Origin of the sequence: Arthrobacter crystallopoietes, assembly GCF_017603825.1 — a bacterium.
Taxonomy (GTDB): domain Bacteria; phylum Actinomycetota; class Actinomycetes; order Actinomycetales; family Micrococcaceae; genus Crystallibacter; species Crystallibacter crystallopoietes_B.
Map to the genome: position 1 here is coordinate 3,706,837 of NZ_CP072014.1, position 20,623 is coordinate 3,727,459.

Sequence of the window (20,623 nt, forward strand, 5' to 3'; positions counted from 1 at the left end):
AAAAGCAAAGCACACTCTGAGGGGTATTTGTCCCCGCCGCTCGTTGACGTCCATCCGATAAGCCGCGCTCGGAACGGCGGCAGCGAACACCACATGATTGCTGTCTCGAAGAGGGCGTGCCATGGTCCCGGTTCGACCCGTCACCGGTTGATACCAGCGATCGGCCTTGAGAGCTGCCGGGCGTGATGGGTCATTTGCTTTGAGCCAGGGCGTCGTTAACGAGTTTGATGAGTTCGTCCTGTGCTTTTTCCTGGACGTCCGGGCCGATTTTGACCGCGGTGGCCGCGAGGGTTCCCTGCGTTCCGGCTACGGACATGACCTGCTGGCTCTGCCCGTTCGGCAGCTCCTGGGTAGTGATTGAGCCGAGCGACTGCTCACCGTCGGTGGTAACCTCCAGCGGGGTGATCTTGCTGCTGATCTTCTGTCCCTGGGCTTCGATCTCGAATTCGGCGCATTCTCGCATGGATTCCTGTGCTTGTTCGAGCTGGTCGGCGATGACCTTCGGGTCTTTGACAGCTGTGAGGGTGATGATGGTCTGGGACTTTTCCTCCGCCGATTGGCTGGCTCCCGCAGCGTAGGTGCTGCCCTCGGGTATCTGGGTTTGTTCCGTGGCGAACATGGAACAGGCCTCCGGGGTGATGGTCGCGTCCGCCAGAAGCTCCTTCCCGGCGGCGAGTCCCTGATCGATCTGGGCCGCCGGAAGGACAGAGAGCTGCTGTCCCTGCGCGTCTTCCAGGCCCGAGATCACCTCTTTCAGATCATCGTTGGTATATGTTTTGGGCTCCCCGGTGGCCTGTGTCGATTCCACGGCAGGGGAAGCGGCAGGCTCGCCGGTCTCTTCCGGCGCTGCTTCACCTCCGCAGGCTGCGAGCATCAGCATTGCGGACAGAAACACTGCGTAAATCCCGGTATTGCGTGCCATTTCTTCCCGTCTCCCTCGATTCGCCGGTCACCGGTCGCGAATGAGCCGGCACAATGCACGGCTACATGGCACATGCTTCACGGGTCCTCTTGGAAAAAGCTGGTTTCAGCATTCACCCGGTCCTGGAAGCTTGCAGCGGGCAAGCAGGTTTACCCCCCCCTGTGAACGGCATATGGCCACGGCTATCGCGTAGGGGGACGTGGCCTTATCTGGTTGATCGGCAACGATGCCAATGCGGCGAATTGAGGCTTCGACTCTAGGGCTCAGTTGCCGTTGAAGAAGCCGAGTATTTGCGGCGGACAACGACAGGATTAAACGGCCCGTTGAAGGATCACTCAGCGTGCTTAAGGCTCATCGCGACGCTTGCGTTCATTCTCGAAGAAGACCGTAGCTGCAGCGGTGAGAGCCAGAATCCCCAGTACAAGCAGGAGCCATTCGCCTCTGGCTATGGCCAAAAAGATCCCAATGACCACCAACCCGAGGCTAGGTAGGCCCATCATCATGATGGAGAAGAATCTGCCTCTTTCACGGTAGGTCCAAACCTGACCCTTTTTCGGAAACATCGAGCATCCAATTCAGTCGGCGTGCCTACGAAGTCATACAGTAAATCTCTGCACCACCTTTCGAGTGTGCCTGTTATCACTTATTAAAACCCTAGAGACCTTTCGTTTTCTTGAGTTCGTAACACCAGGTTCGTCCCAAGGTGAACCGTCCCGTAAGCCGGTCGGTCTCGGTGCTATGCGAGCCCGCTGACAGGTCGGCGCAATTGGAGGTCGGAGTCATGTACGTAAGACCCGCACGATCGTGATGCACGACGGTGGGGGGATTACTGCAACCATGTTTCGTATGACTGGAATCAAGATCGGCTATGCCCGCGTCTCAACGAACGACCAGGACCTGACCGCACAGCGAAACGCTCTCCTTGCCCTAGGCGTTGAAGAGGAGCAGATCTTCGTTGACCACGGGCTGACGGGAGCGAACAGGATGCGCCCTGGGCTCCGTGAAGCGATGGCAGCATGTCGAAGCGGCGATACGCTCGTGGTAACCAAACTCGACCGTTTGGCGCGGTCACTTTCCGATGCCAGAGATATAGCCGACGAGCTGACGGCAAAGGGGGTGGCGCTCAGCCTCGGCGGCAACACTCACGATCCAACTGATCCGGTAGGCCGTCTGCTGTTCAACGTCCTAGGAATGGTGGCCGAGTTTGAAGCAGACCTGATTCGGATGCGCACACGTGAGGGAATGGCGGTCGCCAAAGCTAAGGGGCGGTTGAAAGGCAAACAGCCAAAATTATCCAAGACGCAACGGAAACTTCTCCTGAAGCTGCACGACGAAGGGGAGCATACGCAGGCTGAATTGGCGGAGCTGTTCCGGGTATCGCGCACCACGGTGTACCGCGAGCTCCAACGGCGCTCCCAATGAAGGCCGATGTGGCGCCTACTGTCAAGACCTCCGCTTAGCGCTGCGAAAAACCGCCACGTGGCACCGCAATTCACATCTGAAGCTGGACCGAGGCCACGCTCGCAGGTCCGTGCTATTCCGAAGGAGCTGGCTCCGCAACAGCGCCGGCCGCCTGGACCAACGGCAAAGTGCGGCCTTCAAAATGGCTGTTCAAGACAATCACCGACGACGACCGCAGCACGGTATTGGTAGCCGTCATTTCGTCCAGCACGCGTTGCAGATCGGCATTCGACCTCGCCACCACGCAGGCGAGCAGGTCGCTCTCCCCCGATACGGTGTGCAGCTCCAGCACTTCGGGAATCCTGGACAACGCTTCGGCTACCCCGTCGTGCCCGGATTCCTGCCGGATAACCAGCGAACAATAAGCCTTCACCACATAGCCCAGCTCGGCTGGCGAAAGCCGCGGCCCCCAGCCGGCGATGACCCCGTGGCGTTGCATTTTATCCAGCCTCGCCTGTATTGTGGCACGGGCCACTTTCAGCACCCGCGATGCTTCCAGCACGGACATCCGGGGGTCCTCCGTGAAGAGCGTGACGATCCGGGAATCCAGTGAGTCAATGTTCACGGCGCTGCTTTCCCTTCCAATCTGAGACACCCACGGCTGCAGGAGTATACAAATTGTCAGCCGGGGCGGCGTATTCACCAAATGCTGCCGCCGCTGGCCCTCAGATCTACAGTTATAAGGCCACAGCCGATGACAGGAATCCGCATGACTCGCATGAGCCCGCACCACTCCACCGCCGACGGCGGACAGATGCAGTCCAGCATCGATGAAGCAGGCACAGCCCGCCAAGGTCTTGGCCAGTCCATGACCTCGCGCCAGCTGACCATGATGGGGCTGGGCAGCGCAATCGGTGCCGGACTCTTCCTCGGCTCCGGTGCGGGCATCCAGGCTGCGGGACCGGCAGTGCTGATCTCCTACCTGCTTGCCGGAACGCTGGTCATCATCGTGATGTGGGCGCTCGGCGAAATGGCCGCGGCACATCCGAGCAGCGGCGCATTCTCCACCTATGCCGAAAAAGCCATGGGCCGGACGGCCGGGGCAACCATCGGCTGGTTGTGGTGGCTTCAGCTGGTCACCGTCATTGCGGCCGAGGCCGTCGGCGCGGCGGCACTGCTCGCCTCGGTCTGGCCCGTCCTGCCGTCATGGCTGCTGGCTTTGGCTTTCATGGTCGTCTTCACCGCCATCAATCTGATGGGCGTCAAGAATTACGGTGAGTTCGAATTCTGGTTTGCCATCATCAAGGTCGTCGCGATCGTGGCGTTCCTGGCCCTCGGTGCAGCCCTGATCTTCGGCTGGCTCCCCCACGCTCCCTCGCCCGGACTGTCCAATCTGTTTGGCAGCGACGGTTTTGCCCCCGCAGGCCTGGCCGGCATAGCCGCAGGCCTGCTGGTAGTGATCTTTGCCTTTGGCGGGACCGAAATCGTCGCGGTAGCAGCGGCGGAAACGAAGGATCCGCAGCACAGCGTCTCCCGGGCCATCAAGACTGTGGTGTGGCGGATTCTGGTCTTCTACTTCGGCTCGGTACTGGTCATCGCCACCGTGGTCCCGTGGGATTCGGAAGCGCTCGCCTCCCCCTTCGCCGCGGTGCTGTCCGTCGCCGCCATACCGGGCGCGGATGTCGCCATCACGATCATCGCCGCCTTTGCCCTGCTCTCGGCCCTGAACGCGAACCTGTACGGCGCCTCCCGGATGATCTTCTCCCTTTCCCAGCGCGGCGAGGCCCCGGCCCTGCTCCAGCGGATAGGCCTGCATCGCGTCCCTATCGCGGCGGTCCTGTCCTCGGTTGCCTTCGGCTTCGTGGCGACGGTCATGGAGCTCCTGTTCCCGGAGAAGGTTCTGCCCGTGCTGTTGAGCTTTGTCGGATCAACCTGCTTGGTTGTTTGGGGCATGGTCCTGACGTCGCAGCTGATCCTCCGCCGCCGTGCGGACCGCGAGGGCCAGGACCTGCCGATGAGAATGCGGGGCTTTCCTGCCATCACCTACCTGGGCCTCGGCCTGCTGGCCGCAATCCTGGCCGTCGGGTTCTTCTCCCCCGGCACCAGCGCGCAACTTGTTTCAACGGCAGTGCTCATCACGGGCATCGCGATCCTGAACAAACTCTTTGCCCACCGGCGGTCGGCAATCCGCTAACCCGCACCCGGCCACGACCTAGCAAAATGCCAGGCTAAAACCCTGCAAGTCCACATTATCTGTGCACAGTGCACGGTACTTCTCTTCCATATTGCACACCCGATTGTCCGTGACTATGGTCACTTACAGGACGGCCGCCGCGCCCCCTGCGGCTTCCGGCTGCGGGCATGGCACGGCGGCCACGCAGACGATATGGAGGAAACAGCATGGCTGATGTTCTTGCTCTGGATGGGACAGGCCGGGCCGAGCTGGCCGATGAGGAACTCAGGGAGCTGTACCGGCTGATGCTGGCGGTCCGCCACCTGGACGAATCGGCGATCCGCTGGCAGCGCCAGGGGCTGATCCCCGGATACGCTCCACAGCTAGGCCAGGAAGCGGCACAGGTCGGCAGCGGCTACGCACTGGACATGAGCCGTGACTTTGTCTTCCCCACGTACCGCGAAATGGGCGTCGCCCGCACCGTCGGGGTGGACATGGTGGAATACATGTCCACCCACAAGGCGACCTGGCACGGCGGCCTGTACGACCCCAAGGCCTCCCGTTTCGCCCCGATCCAGGCCGTTGTGGGCGGTTCTGTACTGCACGCTGTCGGCTGGGCGCACGGCCAAACCCTGGATGGAACACCGGCGGGAGAACTCGGCGTAGCGATCACCTACTTTGGCGACGGCGCCAGCTCGCAGGGCGACGTCCATGAGGCCATGAACTTTGCCGCCGTGATGAAGGCGCCCGTCGTCTTCTTCATCCAGAACAACGGCTGGGCCATTTCGGTCCCGACCGAGCGCCAGGTAGCCGGCGGCTCGGTGGCCGGACGGGCCGCGGGATACGGCATGCCCTCCATCCAGGTGGACGGGAACGACGTCGTTGCCGTCACCCAGGCGACTGCCACCGCGCTGGCGCACGCCCGTGCTGGCAACGGACCTGCGGTAGTCGAGGCCATGACCTACCGACGCGGGCCGCACTCTACCAGTGATGATCCGGGCCGCTACCGCACTCTCGAAGAAGAACGTACCGACGGCGGCGAAGACCCCTTGGCGCGGATGCGCACCCGGCTGCTGGCCGACGGGATCGCCGATGAAGCATTCTTCGAAGAAGCCCTGGCTGCGGCCAGGGCGGAGGAAGAGCAGATCCGCGCAGGCATCAACGCGCTCGGCCCACGTCCCGGCACCGAGATGTTCGACTTCGTCTACCAGGAACCTACACAAGCACTGAAGGCACAGGCGAGCGCCTGGCGGGAGGAATCGGAACATGTCTGAGCACACAACCCTGAGCGACCTCGAAGCCGCCCAGGACAACACCGCTGCCGCCGATGTCCAGCAGGAATCCGTGCAGAACTTCCCGGAGGCCGCTGACGCCGGAGCCACCGATACCATGTCCATGCAGCAGGCCCTGAACCGGGCTCTGGCTGAAGTCATGACGGAGAATCCGCGGGCCCTCATCCTGGGTGAGGACGTCGGCCAGCTTGGCGGCGTCTTCCGCATCACCGACGGCCTGCAGAAAAAGTTCGGCGAGGCGCGGGTATTCGACACGCCGTTGGCCGAGTCCGGCATCCTGGGCATGTCCGTGGGGTTGGCCATGGCCGGCTACCACCCCATCCCGGAGGTACAGTTCGACGGCTTTGCCTACCCTGCGGTGAACCAGATCATCTGCCAGGTCGGCCGGATGAATTACCGCAGCCGCGGCAAACTGCCGATGCCCATTACCCTGCGCGTGCCGAGCTTCGGCGGCATCCGGGCACCGGAACACCACGGCGAATCGCTGGAAGCAATGTTCGCGCACGTGCCCGGACTCAAGGTTGTTTCCCCATCGGGACCGAACGAGGCGTACCACCTGCTCAAGTACGCGGCCACGCGCCAGGACCCGGTCATCTTCATGGAGCCGAAGTCCCGGTACTGGCAGAAGGGCCCGGTCAACACCGGCGCCGACGCAGCAGGATACCGCCCGACCGGCTCCCGGGTGGTTCGCGAGGGCAAGCACCTGACCCTGGTCGCCTGGGGCGCCATGGTGGCCCGCTGCCTGCAGGTTGCCGAGCTGGCGGCCGAGGACGGCATCGAGATCGAGGTACTGGACCTGCGCTGGCTCAAGCCGATCGACGCCGAGGGCCTCGCGGCTTCCGTGGCCAAGACGCGCCGCGCCGTCGTCGTTCATGAAGCGCCTCGGACCTCCGGTCTGGGCGCCGAAGTCGCCTCGATCATTTCCGAGCGTTGCTTCGGCACCCTGAAGGCACCCGTTGAGCGGGTGACCGGTTTCGACGTACCGTATCCCTCAGGAGACCTCGAGGACGAGTACATCCCCAACATTGACCGCATCCTGTACGGGATCCAGCGAGTATTGGAGTATCGCCGTGGCTGAAATTTCCTTCCCCCTCCCGGACCTGGGCGAGGGCCTGATCGAGGCCACCGTGCTTGAATGGCTGGTCACCGAGGGCGAAATGATCGAACGCAACCACCCGCTGGTGGAAGTGGAGACGACCAAATCGGCGGTGGAGCTGCCCTCGCCGCAGGCCGGCAAGGTGGTCAGGACCTATGGTGAACCCGGCGAGACCATCAAGGTGGGCGACCCGCTGATCGTCTTCGAAGTTCCGGACGACACGGCAGGCATCGTCGGCACCGTGCCGAAGGAGGAGGCGCCCAAGCGACGCGTCCGCCTCAGCGCCAACCTGGACGAGGACTAGTCCGGTGGGCAGGCACCGGGAACAGACCGTCGAAGGCGTGGATCCGCACCTGAACGTGCGGATCCACGAGGCCGCCGAGGGCACCACAGGTCCGCGCCGGCCGGTGGTACTGCTGCACGGGTTCGCGTCCTCAGCCAAGCTCAACTGGGAGGACGCCGGCTGGATCACCGCCTTGACGCAGGCGGGCCGGCGGGTGGTCACGGTGGACCTGCCCGGCCATGGCGGCAGCCCTTCCCCGGAGGAAATGGATGCCTACTCCCCCAGCCGGATCCGCGCGGATCTGCTGCAGTTGATCTACAACGCCCACGTCCGGCCGCTGAAGGACAACGACGATTCCACCGGCGTGGATCTGGTCGGCTACTCGCTGGGCGCCCGCCTAGCTTGGGAGTTCGGGGCCACGCAGCCGGAAATGGTGCGCCGGATGGTCCTGGGCGGACCTGGGGTCGGGGATCCGCTGGCGGACTTCGATCTGCGTGCTGCCCAGCAGTACCTGGCCGACGGGTCGGAGATCGCCGACCCGACGACCGCCGAACTGCTCCGGATGGCAACCTTGGTGCCCAGCAACGACGTCTTCGCGCTGCTGACCATGATCGAGGCCATTAAGATGGAGCCTTTCGTCCCGGCCGAGGCAGTGCCGCGGATGCCGGTGCTGCTGGTGGCGGGCGAGAAGGACGAACTGGCCGCCACGGCGCCGGAGCTGGCCAAGCTCAGCGGCAACGCGGAGCTGCTGTGGCTGCCGGCCCGCACCCATGCCAACGCGGTCACCAGCCGCGCGTTCAAGAATGCGGCCATCGAATTCCTCGCTGGCTGAACCGTCCCGCCGCGATCCGGCGTGGATGGCAGGCACGTCGCAATGTGGCGTGCCTGCCATTTTGCCAATATGGCGTCTACTGCTCCACGCGGGAAGGTAGACTACTTACTAAATAAAACACCTTTTTTACCCGGGCCTGGAGGCTTAGTGGACTTACTCCTCGGGGGACGCTACAGGACCGGTGACCTTATTGGTACCGGTGGTGCGGCCTCGGTATACCGTGCGACGGATGAATCACTCGGACGTGAAGTTGCCGTCAAATTGTTCTCTCCCACCACCCCGGACGACGACGAATACCGGCGCCAGCATACCGAGACGCTGCTGCTGGCGACGCTGAGCCATCCTGTGCTCGTCACGCTTTTCGACGCTGGTCTCTACCAGGCGGAAGACGGGGCCACCACGAGTTATCTGGTGATGGAGCTGATTGACGGCCGGGATCTACGCAAAACCCTGGCAGCAGTCGGACAACTGGATCAGACGACGACTGCCCAGATCGGTGCGGACCTCGCGGATGCGTTGAACTACATCCACGAGAACGGTGTAGTCCACCGCGACGTCAAGCCGGCCAACATCCTGATCGCCGACACCGGTAGCCAGGACACGCGTCTGCATCCAAAACTCTCCGACTTCGGCATCGCCCGCGTGGTGGACGCTTCCGTCTCCACCGTTCATGGCGCGACCATCGGAACGGCGAATTACCTCAGTCCGGAGCAGGCACTGAGCCATCCGGTGACGCCTGCTTCAGACATCTATTCCCTCGGTCTGGTGCTGCTGGAATGCCTCACCGGCGAAAAGGCCTTTCCCGGCCCGATTGTCGAAGCCGCAGTTGCCCGGTTGCTGCGTGATCCTGAAATCCCCGAGGACCTCGGGGCCGAATGGGGACAGCTGCTTCGAGCCATGACTGCGCGCGAGGCAGCGGCACGACCCACCGCGCACGATGTCGCCTTGACTTTGCGGTCCTGGACAGAGACTCCCATCCCGCTGCACCCGGTACGGGAGCTGGCAGGGGAACCGGCCGGGCATTCCGGCGTTGACACGGGCAATGTCACCACGGGCAACGTCATCATTCCGGCTCCGCCGAACCGGGCACCCAGCGTCGGTTAGCTTCGGCTGGCTTCACCGCGCAGTGAGTCGCCCCGCGGGCTACGCCCGCCGGGCCATCCGGCGTAGAATCCGGGGTACAAACACTGACGGGCAACAGTTTGGGCACGGCAATGAGTCGAGCTTTGAAGCACTGCACCGTGTTTGCCGCTGCCATTTCCCTTGCGCCCTGCGCGGGCGGGGCGGGCGGGCCCACCGAAGGGCTCCCGGCAACCCCGACGGCACCCCAGGCCAGCGACGCCCCGTCCGACGGCTACCCCCGCGGCGGGATTACTACGGGACGCGCCCTGCTCAATACCTTGGTGAAGCGGGCCCCTGCGGGTCCGCAATTCCGCGAAGCAGCTTTCGATTACCCGGTGGTGGGAGCGGACGGCTGCACTCCGGACGGACCCGATTCTGTCATTACGCTGCCGGCTGGCGGTATTGCCAGCGGAATCAAGGCCGGGATGACCGCCCCTCGTCTCCCTCTGACCGTCGGCGATTCCGCGGTTTACTGCACGAACGGGAAAAACCCGTCCGGCGGGGCTTGACGTGACGATCGGCACAGGCCATGATGGATCGTATACGATTTCATACATAAGCAGGAGGATGTCTTGTCTGAAGCACATGTCGCTCAGGAAACCGAAGCGGTCACGCTGCAGCCCGTCGATTCCGCCACGCTGAAAAACACCGGCAAGGTGCTCGCAGTGCACCTCTCTTACTCTTCCCGGGCGGCCCAGCGCGGACGCGTTCCGGCCAACCCGTCTTACTTCATGAAGGCCTCGTCCTCGCTGAGCCTCAGCGGCGGCACAGTGGAACGTCCAGCCGGCACCGAACTGCTCGCGTTCGAAGGCGAAGTTGCGTTGGTCATCGGCAAGCCCGCCCGCCGCGTCAGTGTCGAAGACGCCTGGAGCTACGTCGGCGCCGTCACCGCCAGCAATGACCTCGGCGTTTACGACATCAAGTATGCGGACAAGGGTTCAAACATTCGGTCCAAGTCCGGCGACGGCTTCACGCCGGTGGGCCCCGCCCTCATTCCGGCCGACAAGGTAGACCCGGCGGCGCTGCGCGTCCGCACCTGGGTCAACGGCGACCTGGTCCAGGATGACACCACCGAGGCACTGATTTTCCCCTTTGCCCAGATCGTCGCCGACCTGTCCCAGCTGATGACGCTGGAACCGGGCGACATGATTCTCACCGGCACCCCGGCCGGTTCCTCGGTCATCGTCCCGGGCGACGTCGTCGAGGTTGAGGTCGATTCACCCTCCACGTCGCTGAGCAGCGGCCGCCTGGTAACCACCGTCACCCAGGGCGACGTACCGTTCGCGGAATTCGGCAACACCCCCAAGATCACTGACAAGGACCGCGAGGATGCCTTCGGTTCGGCCGAAGCCGCCGGACTGGCAGCCAAGAAGCCGGTCTTGACAGAGGAACTGAAGGCCAAACTGGCTTCCGTCGCCACCGCCACCATCTCCGCCGCGCTGCGCAAGCGCGGGCTAAACAATGTCAGCATCGATGGCCTGCAGCCGACCAAGACGGACCGCAAGGTCATCGGTACTGCCCGCACACTGCGCTACGTGCCCAACCGCGAGGATCTGTTCAAGAGCCACGGCGGCGGATTCAACGCCCAGAAGCGCATCATCGATGATCTGAACGAAGGCGATGTGCTGGTCATGGAGGCCCGCGGCGAAAAGGGCGCCGGCACGCTGGGCGACATCCTTGCCCTGCGCGCCCACAAGCGCGGCGCCGCCGGTGTGATTACCGACGGCGGCGTGCGCGACCTCACCGCCGTCGCAGGCCTGGACATCCCGGCTTTCTATGCCTCGGCGCATCCGGCCGTGCTCGGACGCAAGCACGTTCCGTGGGACACCGACATCACCGTGGCCTGCGGCGGAACCACCGTGCAGCCGGGCGACATCATCGTGGCAGATGCCGACGGCATCCTGGTGCTGCCGCCGTCGCTTGCCGAGGAAGTCGCCGACGAGGCCGTCGAGCAAGAGCGCCGCGATGTCTTTGTCTTCCAGATGGTTCAGGAGGGACACAAGGTTGATGGACTGTTCCCGATGAACGAAGACTGGTTGGCCAAGTACAACGAATGGGTCGCCGCCGGCGGCGGGCAGTAACGGCAAGACGATGTCCATGGCCGCCATCCCCGCGCGCACCGACGCCCGATCGAAATCGGAACAGGCCTATGAGGTGCTCAAAGACCGGATTACCAGCGGTGCACTCGTGGCCGGTTACCGCTTGGTACTGAGCAGCATCGCCGAAGAACTAGGCTTCAGTGTGGTGCCGGTGCGCGAGGCCATCCGGCGGCTGGAAGCCGAGGGACTAGTCACGTTCGAACGCAATGTCGGGGCCACGGTCGCCGGCGTCGACGCCACGCTCTACCTGCACACCATGCAGACTCTGAGCGTGATCGAAGGAGCCGCGACTGCCCTGGCCGCCCCGCTCATCACCGCGGCGGACATCGACAACGCCCGCCGGCTCAATGTTGAACTGCGCCGGTGCCTGGAAGACTTCGAACCGCAACGCTTCACACGGATCAACAACGAACTCCATGCCATCCTCTACGGCCATTGCCCCAACCCGCACATCCTGGACCTGGTCCACCGCGGCTGGAACCGGTTGAACGCCATGCGGGCATCCAGCTTCGACCTGGTACCGGGACGTGCACGCAAGTCAGTTGAAGAACACGACCAGCTCATCGCCCTGATCGAATCGCGGGCCGACGTCCACGAGATCGAGATGGCCGCCCGGGCACACCGGACGGCCACGCTGAACGCGTACATGGCCCAGCACAACCAGCCAGCGTCAGCCATCTAGCCGAACAAGCGCAAGAACAACCCAGGAAAGAAAGGTGCATCGTGGCCGAACACTACGTTCCCGAGAACCTGCCCACCCACATCCAGCACTTCATCAACGGTAAGTTCGTCGACTCGGTCGGCGGCCAGACCTTCGATGTGCTGGATCCGGTGACCAACAAGACCTACGCCACAGCTGCAGCCGGCCAGAAGGCAGACATCAACGCCGCTGTCGCCGCCGCCCGCGAGGCATTCGTCAACGGCCCCTGGCCGAAAATGAAGCCGCGCGAACGCGCCCGGGTCCTTAACAAGATCGCCGATGCCGTGGAAGCCCAGGAATCACGCCTGGCCGAAATGGAGACCTTCGACACCGGTCTGCCGATCACCCAGGCCAAGGGCCAGGCGCTCCGTGCCGCCGAGAACTTCCGCTTCTTCGCAGACCTGATTGTCGCCCAGTTCGACGACGCCATGAAGGTCCCTGGCGCGCAGATCAACTATGTCAACCGCAAGCCGATCGGTGTCGCGGGCCTGATCACGCCGTGGAACACCCCGTTCATGCTTGAGTCCTGGAAGCTTGCCCCGGCCCTGGCCACCGGCAACACCGTGGTGCTCAAGCCGGCTGAGTTCACGCCTCTGTCCGCTTCGCTCTGGGCCGACATCTTCACCGCTGCCGGAGTACCGGCCGGTGTCTTCAACCTGGTCAACGGCCTCGGCGAAGAAGCAGGCGACGCACTGGTCAAGCACCCGGAGGTCCCGCTGATCTCGTTCACCGGCGAGACCACCACCGGACAGACCATCTTCCGCAACGCGGCCGAGAACCTTAAGGGCTTGTCCATGGAGCTCGGCGGCAAGAGCCCCTGCGTCGTCTTCGCCGACGCGGACATCGACGCGGCCATCGACTCGGCGCTGTTCGGCGTCTTCTCGCTGAACGGCGAACGCTGCACCGCCGGTTCGCGCATCCTCGTGGAGCGCCCGGTCTACGACGAGTTCCTCGAGAAGTACGCCGCCCGGGCAAAGAACATTGTGGTTGGCGATCCGCATGACCCGAAGACCCAGGTAGGTGCCTTGGTCCACCCCGAGCACTACAAGAAGGTCATGAGCTACGTGGAGATCGGCAAATCCGAAGGCCGCCTCATCGCCGGCGGCGGCCGTCCCGAAGGCCTGGAGGAGGGCAACTACGTCTCCCCCACCGTCTTTGCCGACGTCAAGCCGGACGCCCGGATCTTCCAGGAAGAAATCTTTGGCCCGGTTGTCGCCATCACGCCATTCGAGACCGATGAGGAAGCCCTGGAACTGGCCAACGGTGTCAAGTACGGTCTGGCTGCCTACATCTGGACCCAAAACCTGACCCGCGCACACAACTTCTCCCAGAACGTTGAAGCCGGCATGGTCTGGCTTAACAGCCACAACGTCCGCGACCTGCGCACGCCGTTCGGTGGGGTGAAGGCATCCGGCCTCGGCCACGAGGGCGGCTACCGCTCCATCGATTTCTACACCGACCAGCAGGCCGTGCACATCACGCTCGGCAGCGTCCACACCCCGAAGTTCGGCGCCCAGGCGGCGTCCGAGATCGACTACTAAACCGCTTCAGCGACGAAGGAATCATCATGAGCAACGAAATTCCCAAGCCCAGCGTCCCTGCTCCGGACATTGTCCGCTGCGCGTACATGGATCTGGTCGTCACCGATCTGGCCAAGTCCCGCGAGTTCTACGTGGACGTCCTCGGCCTGCACGTGACCGAAGAGGACGAGAACACCATCTACCTGCGCTCCCTGGAGGAGTTCATCCACCACAACCTGGTGCTGCGCAAGGGCCCGGTCGCCGCCGTGGCGTCGTTTGCCTACCGGGTGAAGTCCCCGGCCGAAGTGGACGCCGCCGAGGCGTACTACAAGGAACTCGGCTGCCGCACCGAACGCCGCAAAGACGGCTTCTCCAAGGGCATCGGCGACTCCGTCCGCGTGGAGGACCCGCTGGGCTTCCCGTACGAGTTCTTCTACGACGTCGAGCACGTCGAGCGCCTCACCCAGCGCTACGACCTCTACAGCGCCGGCGAACTGGTCCGCCTGGACCACTTCAACCAGGTCACCCCGGACGTGCCCCGCGGCCGCAAATACCTCGAGGACCTGGGCTTCCGAGTCTCCGAAGACATCAAGGATTCCGACGGCGTCACCTACGCCGCCTGGATGCACCGCAAGCAGACCGTGCACGACACCGCCCTCACCGGCGGCGACGGCCCGCGCATGCACCACGTTGCCTTCGCCACGCACGAAAAGCACAACATCATCCAGATCTGCGACAAGATGGGCGCCCTGCGCATCTCGGACCGGATCGAACGCGGCCCCGGCCGCCACGGCGTCTCCAACGCGTTCTACCTGTACATCCTCGATCCGGACGGCCACCGCATCGAGATCTACACCCAGGACTACTACACCGGCGACCCGGACAACCCCACCGTCACCTGGGACGTCCACGACAACCAGCGCCGCGACTGGTGGGGCAACCCGGTAGTCCCCTCCTGGTACACCGAGGCCTCCCTGGTCCTGGACCTGGACGGCAACCCCCAGCAGGTCATCAAGCGGACCGACGCGTCCGAAATGGCCGTCACCATCGGGGCCGACGGATTCTCCTACACCCGCGAGCCGGGCGAAGAACGCGGCTTCAAGGTCGGCGCCCAGCTGTAACAAAGCTGTAGCACGGTCCGGCGGCGGGATGCGGCACACAGCCGCACCCCGCCGTCGTGCGCTTGAATGCCTTAGTCGCTGTGCGTTCCGGCGAACCTTCAAGACACAGCATTGGCTCTTCCATGCGATACCGGTATCTACGCGGTACCGGCTACTTCGACCAACCGACGCCGGTGGTCTTTGACCGCAACACCCAGCGCTACCAGGACGACGCAGGCGATGGCACCGAACCCCGCGGTGATGGCCGTTTGCCAATCAGTATGGGCCAGCGTGGCGAAGGCGATGGCCATCATCATTGCGATCCCCACGGAGGTGCCGATCCGCTGTCCGGTCTGCTGTACTCCTCCGGCGCTGCCCGCGTAATCCAGGGGAACGTCGGCAAGTGTCAACGTCTGGTTCGGGCTGATCACCAGCCCTTGCGCCGTACCCACAAACGACAGCGTAAAGAGCAGCCACCAAAAGTTCAGGCCGAACGCCGTCTGCCAGTGGATGACCAGTACGCTCGACCCGAGCCCGAAGAGGGCGCATAAGATTCCCCAGATGACTACCCGCCGCCCGTACTCCATCACCTTTCCGCCGGACCAGTGGGACCCTAGGGCCGCCATGATGGCAGCGGGCAAACTGACGAGGCCCGCCTCCAACGCAGTGCGCCCCAACCCGTTCTGGACATAGAGCGCAACGAGAACCCAGACACTGGTCATGCCGAGCATGTAGAGCCCGGAAATGATGGTGCCGTTGGTGAAGCCTGCGCTCCGGAACAAGTCCAGATCCACCATCGGACTGCGGCCGCGAAGTTTGTAACGGTGCTCCCACCACGCCCACAGGGCCAGAACAGCCAGGCCAGCGGGGAGCATGGCCCAGGTCCAGGCGGAGCCGCGCGACTCGACGAAGGGTAACAACACCATAAGGACGGCCAGACCCAGAAGGAACGCCCCGACAGGGTCCAGGTCCCGTGGTTGATAGCCGGGGTGCCGTGTTTTGGCAAACGGCAACCATGACGGGCCCAGCGGGATGGACTCCGGATCGGCGACCTCCACGGGTGCGGCACGTGCCGGAGGTGAGCCGTTAAGCATGGGCTTCGGGAACCAGAGGAAGGCCAGGACCAAGGCCAGAACACCCACGGGAACGTTGACCAGGAACGTCCAGCGCCAACCGTTCTCCACGCCGAATATCTGGACCAGCAAACCGCCCAGCAACGGCCCGATAGCAACCGAAACACCAATGGCCGTGCCCATCAGGCCGAAAGCACGGGCCCGCTCGCCATCCCGGAAGTACTGCTGGATCATTCCGATTGCCTGCGGGTTAAGCAGGCCGGAGCCTATGCCCTGGATGAACCGGGCAATGTTCAGGGTGAAAGCATCGGGGGCCAGGCCTGCGGCGATCGACGAGAGGGTAAAGATCACCAATCCGGCTATGAAAATCGGGCCCCGGCCGAAGATATCCCCGGCGCGCCCGGCGGCCACCAGCACGATACCGAAGGTCAGCGCATATCCGGAGAGCACCCACTGGATATCGGATTGGCTGGCACCCAGCCCGGTCTGGATCGAGGGCAGCACGACGTTGACGATGCTGACGCCCACGAGCGCCATGAAGACGGTGACCAGCAGGACCCCGAGAATGCGCCAACGGCCAGGATCCGGAACATAGTCCGGATCCTGGGTCGGATTCAGCGGTGCGGTCACCCTCCATTCATACGCCCGCACCTGTCGGGGTCAAAACTTCGGCGGTTATGTCGGCAAGGCTGCGCACCGGTCTACCATTGGAGCTTCTGCCGAGCTATAGTTGAGCGTTTCCCTTCGGCGCCGGAGCCAGGTTGCCGCCAGCATCCCGGTTACGATCTCCCAACTGATCAGCACCAGCATTCCGCCCGATCCTGCGCCGCCTGCCGTAGCGGCGGGAGCCAAGGCCGCGGCTGCGGCATGATGACTGTGGCTTACCCCGCCGTTCGGCGCCAGCAGGAGCACGGCGTGGAACGCCGCCATCGACAGGGCTGCAAGCATCAGCATCTTGGCCGGTCCCACGCCGGCCGCGCGCCAGAGGACGAGGGCGCAGGGCAGGCAGGCTACAGCCATCGCCAGCATCACTCCGGCCTGCCACCAGCTGTCCCGGTGCGTCCAGGCCATCCAAAAGTGGGCCGCGATCGCGACGAAGGCGGCGAGGGAACAAAGACGGGCGTGCCATCCGTTCACAGCCACCGCCTTCGGCCTCATCAGCTGCAACATCATGACCCGCTACCGGTGGCAGTGCCCGCCGGAGGGCTTGCTCGGCGGCACGTCCAGGACGGGACTGCGGTCGAAGAAACCGTCGGGGCGGAGCTTGAAGCCCGCCGTATCGACCGGCATGATCGGCCAGTCCTCAACCCGGGGGTAGTGCGTCAGTCCGAAAGTATGCCACACGACAATGTCCTCGCCGTCGATATTCCGGTCCTGGGCAACATAGGCCGGCAGGCCTGCCCCGCCCGCATGCTGGTTGACGAAGTCTCCGGTAGGGTACCGCTCGGCCTCGTCATAACGCGTAACCCAAAGGTCCTTGGTGGCGAAAGCCGCGCGCCTGGCTACCGACGAACCTGGATCCGCCAGCAGGCTCGGCTGGCCCTCCGGGTACAGCTTGTACGCCACCGGCTCGCCGAGCCGGTTCAGCGATTCGGGATTGGAAATGTGCCAGGTACGCCCCGCCGCCATGTTCGTTTCCCTCGCCGCCTCCGACTCCCTGGCCAGCAACGTACGACGCCGGGTGAAGGCATTGCCGCGTTCGTTGCCTTCGCCGGTGGGTACCCTTACCGCTTCTTCTTCCTCTACCCGGTTAGTAAAACCGTCCAGAGCCATGTCCAGCCGTGCGCTGAAGAGGTGCTGGTGGTAAGGCGCACCGAGTCCTGGCGCCATCTCCGACGCGTATTCGTACCCCTTGCCTGGGTACGCACTGGTGAACACAATGCCGGTGGCCTTGGCCTCGAACTCGATGGTTCCATCCAGGTACAAGTACCAGTAGAAGCCGTAGTCGTAGTTGCCGATGGTGGTGAAGAAGGAGATTACCATGCGGCGGTTGCGGCGGGTGTAGTTGATACCCGTCCACAGGTCGGAGTGCTTGGCGAGAATGCCTGAGTCCTCTTCATGCATGCAGATGCCGTTGCGGATCTCGCGTGGGTTGCCGAAGCCATCGGCGATGACCGGCGAGAGGTAGGTGATGTCGCCCAGGCAGTCGCAGCCCAGTTCCAAGGAGTTGGCGTACTGACCTACCTGGTATTCGCCTGTGTCGAAATAGTTCTGCCAGGAGCGCACAGGCGACGGATCACCGTAAGGAACGACCATCTCGGCAATGGAAGCGCGCTTAATGATGGAGCGGTGGCGTTCTCCGTCCCGGAACGCGATATTGTGCAGCACCACGCCTTCACGGGCGTCGAAACCGACGTCGAAGCTCCACTTTTCCCATTCGATGTGGTTGCCACCGGTCACGGTGAAGCTCGGCCCCTCCGGCTGGGTAATCTCGATCGGCTTCTGGGTGGTACGCAGTTCCCCGGTCAGCTCCGGGTCCGTGTAGTTGCCGTGCTCGGCGGGGACCGGCACCGCGCCGAAATCCAGCACTTGGTCCACGCTCTTATCGACTACGTCGACGTAGGCCACCAGACCATCGATCGGGTGGGCCCAGGCGCTGTCCTCCGGGAACTCCTGGTAGAAGGCCAGCCCACGCAGGATCCGGCGGCCCTTCTCCTCCGGATACTCGAACACCCCCGCGGATAGCGGGGCAACGCGCACTTTGTCGACGTCGAGCCCCCGCTCCGCGAGCGCTTTCTTCCAGCGTTCGTCTTGAGCAAGAATCTGCTCAACAACTTCGAATTCTTCCTCCAGCACGGGTAGTTCACCGGTGAGCGAAGTATCCAGTTCAGCCACGGACAGCACCCGGCCCTCAGTGACCGAGACTGTGACATCCCGGGGCGCCGCACCCGAGACATCATGCAGAAAGGCGCGAAACGTCCGGTCTTCCGCGCCCTGCGGCCCACGTGAAGGATCACTCAGTCCGAGGTAGGCGAATCTCGTCGCGTCGCCTACCAGACCCTGGTCGGCAAGGATTTCGCGGACCCGGATGATTTCATCGGCCGTAGCCAAAGCATAGGCAGTGTTGGTGACTCCCGGTGTGGTGGTCATGGCTACCCTTTCAAATAGGATTTTCCTGGCCGTACCGATGCCCTCATTACAAGCCTCGGCTACGAACTTGTTTTTCTATATCTGTAGAGAATAACGGTCAGTAAGATGCATCACAAGGGATGAGACCCAAAAATTTCCGAGGGAGCAAGAAGTGCCGAAGATCGTCGACCACGACCAACGCAGGCTGGAACTGGTGAGCGCCACCTGGCGAATCATCGCCCGTCTTGGCATGGATGCCGCCACCATGCGTGAGATCGCAGCCGAAGCAGGCTTTGCCAATGGGGCACTCAAGCCCTACTTCCCAACAAAAGACGATCTGCTCGCGTTTGCGTTTGAGCACGTCTTCAATCAGACGAACCGGCGCATGGCCGCTGCCACCACAGGCAAGACCGGCTTGGCCGCGCTTCGCGCGTACTGCAGGGAAATTCTTCCGCTGGACGAAGACCGGCTCAACGAGGCCCGCATCGTGATTCCGTTTTGGCAAAAAGCATTGACAGACCAGTCCAAGGCGGAGCTTCACGATTCCTCAATGGAACAGTGGCGGACAAGCCTCGTCGGGCAATTGCAGCAGGCTCGCGCCCACGGCGAGGTTTCCACCGCAGTCAGCGATGAGGCAATCGCGGGGCATGTCATGAATATGGTACTGGGCGCCCAGATAACTGCGGTCCTGGATCCGGACCACTACTCCCCGACCCATCTGGCGGCCCAGTTGGATGGCTACCTGGAGCTACTAGCGACTTGCCCCTGATCGTTAGTTTTTCGCCAGCTGTCGAAAAACGTGGCGGCGGTCGATAAAAGCCGCTAGATTAGACGGAGTGTGCTTTACCACACACCCCCGCAGCAAAGGGCGGGTAGGAGTAAAGGGGACGTCGTGCCAGCAACTACAGTCCGCGGTGTGCGGGCAAAGCAGTCCGGTGATGTGCAGACGGCAGTCGCCAACAACTTCAGTCAGTGGCACCACCTCGTGTCCGAATCCTTCGTGCCCTTGGAAGTCCGCTCGGACAAAATCCAAGATTTCAGTGGCGTGCTGCGTTCGCGGGTGCTGGACGAACTTTCCATCGTAGAGGTGACCGCACAAGGCCACCAGGTACTGCGCACTCCCGCGCTGATCGAACGGTCCGAGCGGCTATTCTTCAAGTTGAACCTGCAACTCTCCGGCCACGGCATCCTCATCCAAGACAACCGGGAAGCCGCGTTGCGTCCGGGTGACATTGCAGTGTACGACACCCACCGGCCTTACACCCTGGCGTTTGAGGAGGACTTCCGGACACTGGTGGTCATGTTTCCCCATGACATCCTGGACCTCTCCCCCGACGAGGTAGGTCAGTTGACAGCCGTACGGATGGCTGGAGACCAAGGTCTGGGCCGAATGATCAGCCCATTCATGATGCAACTGGCGGAAAACCTGGAAGTGCTCACCGGACCGAGCGGCCACAGACTGGCGCACAATGCCGTCGATCTGATCGCCACCATGTTCGACAATGAACTCAGCACCAGACGAAGCACCGAGGAAGGACGCCACAGCGAACTGCTGGTCCGCATCCGGCAGTACATCGAAGCCCACCTTGGCGATCCAGGCCTCGCTCCGTCGAACATCGCGGCTGCCCACTACATTTCCACCCGCCAGTTGCACAACATCTTCCACAATGCCGATGCCACTGTCGCCACCTGGATCAGGGCACGGAGGCTGGAACACTGCCGGCGGGACCTCCGCGATCCGATTCTTGCCGACCGGTCCGTCGGAACCATTGCCAACCGGTGGGGCTTTGTCGATGCCGCGCACTTCAGCCGAATCTTCCGCAGTGCCTACGGACAAACGCCCAGCGCCTACCGTCTGGGTTGAATAACAGGCATCCGAGCGCCACTCTCCTAGCATCACCTAGAGCCCGTACATCACCGCAAGCAGCACCGTAATGCAAG

19 protein-coding genes are annotated in these 20,623 nt (G+C 63.2%); 14 read left to right on the forward strand and 5 right to left on the reverse strand.

The genetic code is table 11. The annotated features are described in order from the left end of the window. Window positions 1–190: 190 nt before the first annotated feature. Window positions 191–922 (reverse strand): hypothetical protein, encoded by a 732-nt coding sequence (locus tag J5251_RS16980; protein ID WP_208574674.1) that lies wholly within the window; start codon window positions 920–922, stop codon window positions 191–193. A gap of 846 nt (window positions 923–1,768) precedes the next feature. On the opposite strand from J5251_RS16980, the gene J5251_RS16985 reads away from it, so the two are divergent. Continuing rightward, a complete protein-coding gene (locus J5251_RS16985) occupies window positions 1,769–2,344 on the forward strand; it encodes a recombinase family protein (RefSeq protein WP_208574675.1) in 576 nt (191 codons plus the stop codon). Between the two features lie 112 nt (window positions 2,345–2,456). Here the strand turns inward: J5251_RS16985 and J5251_RS16990 are convergent, their stop codons facing one another. Continuing rightward, window positions 2,457–2,948, reverse strand: coding sequence for an Lrp/AsnC family transcriptional regulator (locus J5251_RS16990; protein ID WP_139007165.1), 492 nt, complete (start codon window positions 2,946–2,948; stop codon window positions 2,457–2,459). A gap of 243 nt (window positions 2,949–3,191) precedes the next feature. Here J5251_RS16990 and J5251_RS16995 point away from each other — a divergent pair, with 243 nt between their 5' ends. The 11 genes from J5251_RS16995 to hpaD all read left to right on the forward strand — a co-directional run bounded on the left by J5251_RS16995 (window position 3,192) and on the right by hpaD (window position 14,561). Beyond that, window positions 3,192–4,517: an amino acid permease gene (locus tag J5251_RS16995; protein WP_240793270.1), complete on the forward strand. Its 1,326-nt coding sequence runs from the start codon at window positions 3,192–3,194 to the stop codon at window positions 4,515–4,517. Window positions 4,518–4,723: 206 nt separating this feature from the next. Continuing rightward, window positions 4,724–5,770: a thiamine pyrophosphate-dependent enzyme gene (locus J5251_RS17000; protein ID WP_208574676.1), complete on the forward strand. Its 1,047-nt coding sequence runs from the start codon at window positions 4,724–4,726 to the stop codon at window positions 5,768–5,770. Window positions 5,771–5,885: 115 nt separating this feature from the next. Continuing rightward, window positions 5,886–6,866 (forward strand): alpha-ketoacid dehydrogenase subunit beta, encoded by a 981-nt coding sequence (locus tag J5251_RS17005; RefSeq protein WP_432264429.1) that lies wholly within the window; start codon window positions 5,886–5,888, stop codon window positions 6,864–6,866. Then, on the forward strand, window positions 6,859–7,188 hold the full coding sequence (locus J5251_RS17010; RefSeq protein WP_074701752.1) for a biotin/lipoyl-containing protein: 330 nt from the start codon (window positions 6,859–6,861) through the stop codon (window positions 7,186–7,188). The genes J5251_RS17005 and J5251_RS17010 overlap by 8 nt, the downstream gene beginning before the upstream one ends. A 4-nt stretch (window positions 7,189–7,192) precedes the next feature. Then, window positions 7,193–7,999: an alpha/beta fold hydrolase gene (locus J5251_RS17015; protein ID WP_208574678.1), complete on the forward strand. Its 807-nt coding sequence runs from the start codon at window positions 7,193–7,195 to the stop codon at window positions 7,997–7,999. A gap of 147 nt (window positions 8,000–8,146) precedes the next feature. Next, entirely contained in the window at window positions 8,147–9,103 is a 957-nt protein-coding gene (locus J5251_RS17020; RefSeq protein ID WP_139007169.1) for a serine/threonine-protein kinase, read from the forward strand. Window positions 9,104–9,225: 122 nt separating this feature from the next. Then, a complete protein-coding gene (locus J5251_RS17025) occupies window positions 9,226–9,630 on the forward strand; it encodes a hypothetical protein (protein WP_208574679.1) in 405 nt (134 codons plus the stop codon). A 105-nt stretch (window positions 9,631–9,735) separates the two neighbouring features. Beyond that, on the forward strand, window positions 9,736–11,202 hold the full coding sequence (locus J5251_RS17030; protein ID WP_244250965.1) for a fumarylacetoacetate hydrolase family protein: 1,467 nt from the start codon (window positions 9,736–9,738) through the stop codon (window positions 11,200–11,202). Window positions 11,203–11,218: 16 nt separating this feature from the next. Beyond that, window positions 11,219–11,902, forward strand: a complete 684-nt coding sequence (locus tag J5251_RS17035; protein ID WP_240793269.1) for a GntR family transcriptional regulator — start codon at window positions 11,219–11,221, stop codon at window positions 11,900–11,902. 41 nt (window positions 11,903–11,943) lie between these two features. After that, window positions 11,944–13,461 (forward strand): 5-carboxymethyl-2-hydroxymuconate semialdehyde dehydrogenase, encoded by a 1,518-nt coding sequence (gene hpaE / locus J5251_RS17040; protein WP_208574681.1) that lies wholly within the window; start codon window positions 11,944–11,946, stop codon window positions 13,459–13,461. A gap of 26 nt (window positions 13,462–13,487) precedes the next feature. Then, window positions 13,488–14,561 carry a 3,4-dihydroxyphenylacetate 2,3-dioxygenase gene (gene hpaD / locus J5251_RS17045; RefSeq protein ID WP_208574682.1) on the forward strand — a complete coding sequence of 358 codons (1,074 nt, stop codon included), beginning with the start codon at window positions 13,488–13,490 and terminating at the stop codon, window positions 14,559–14,561. A gap of 137 nt (window positions 14,562–14,698) precedes the next feature. Here hpaD and J5251_RS17050 read toward each other — a convergent pair whose 3' ends face one another. The 3 genes from J5251_RS17050 to J5251_RS17060 are packed head-to-tail and all read right to left on the reverse strand — an operon-like array spanning window position 14,699 to window position 18,703. Further along, complete coding sequence (locus tag J5251_RS17050; protein WP_208574683.1) at window positions 14,699–16,243, reverse strand: MFS transporter; 1,545 nt, start codon at window positions 16,241–16,243, stop codon at window positions 14,699–14,701. A gap of 45 nt (window positions 16,244–16,288) precedes the next feature. Beyond that, window positions 16,289–16,750, reverse strand: coding sequence for a hypothetical protein (locus J5251_RS17055; RefSeq protein ID WP_208574684.1), 462 nt, complete (start codon window positions 16,748–16,750; stop codon window positions 16,289–16,291). 42 nt (window positions 16,751–16,792) lie between these two features. Then, window positions 16,793–18,703 (reverse strand): primary-amine oxidase, encoded by a 1,911-nt coding sequence (locus tag J5251_RS17060; RefSeq protein ID WP_208574685.1) that lies wholly within the window; start codon window positions 18,701–18,703, stop codon window positions 16,793–16,795. Between the two features lie 151 nt (window positions 18,704–18,854). On the opposite strand from J5251_RS17060, the gene J5251_RS17065 reads away from it, so the two are divergent. Beyond that, window positions 18,855–19,451, forward strand: coding sequence for a TetR/AcrR family transcriptional regulator (locus tag J5251_RS17065; RefSeq protein WP_139004918.1), 597 nt, complete (start codon window positions 18,855–18,857; stop codon window positions 19,449–19,451). Window positions 19,452–19,574: 123 nt separating this feature from the next. After that, on the forward strand, window positions 19,575–20,546 hold the full coding sequence (locus J5251_RS17070; RefSeq protein WP_244250711.1) for a helix-turn-helix domain-containing protein: 972 nt from the start codon (window positions 19,575–19,577) through the stop codon (window positions 20,544–20,546). Window positions 20,547–20,623: the final 77 nt, after the last annotated feature.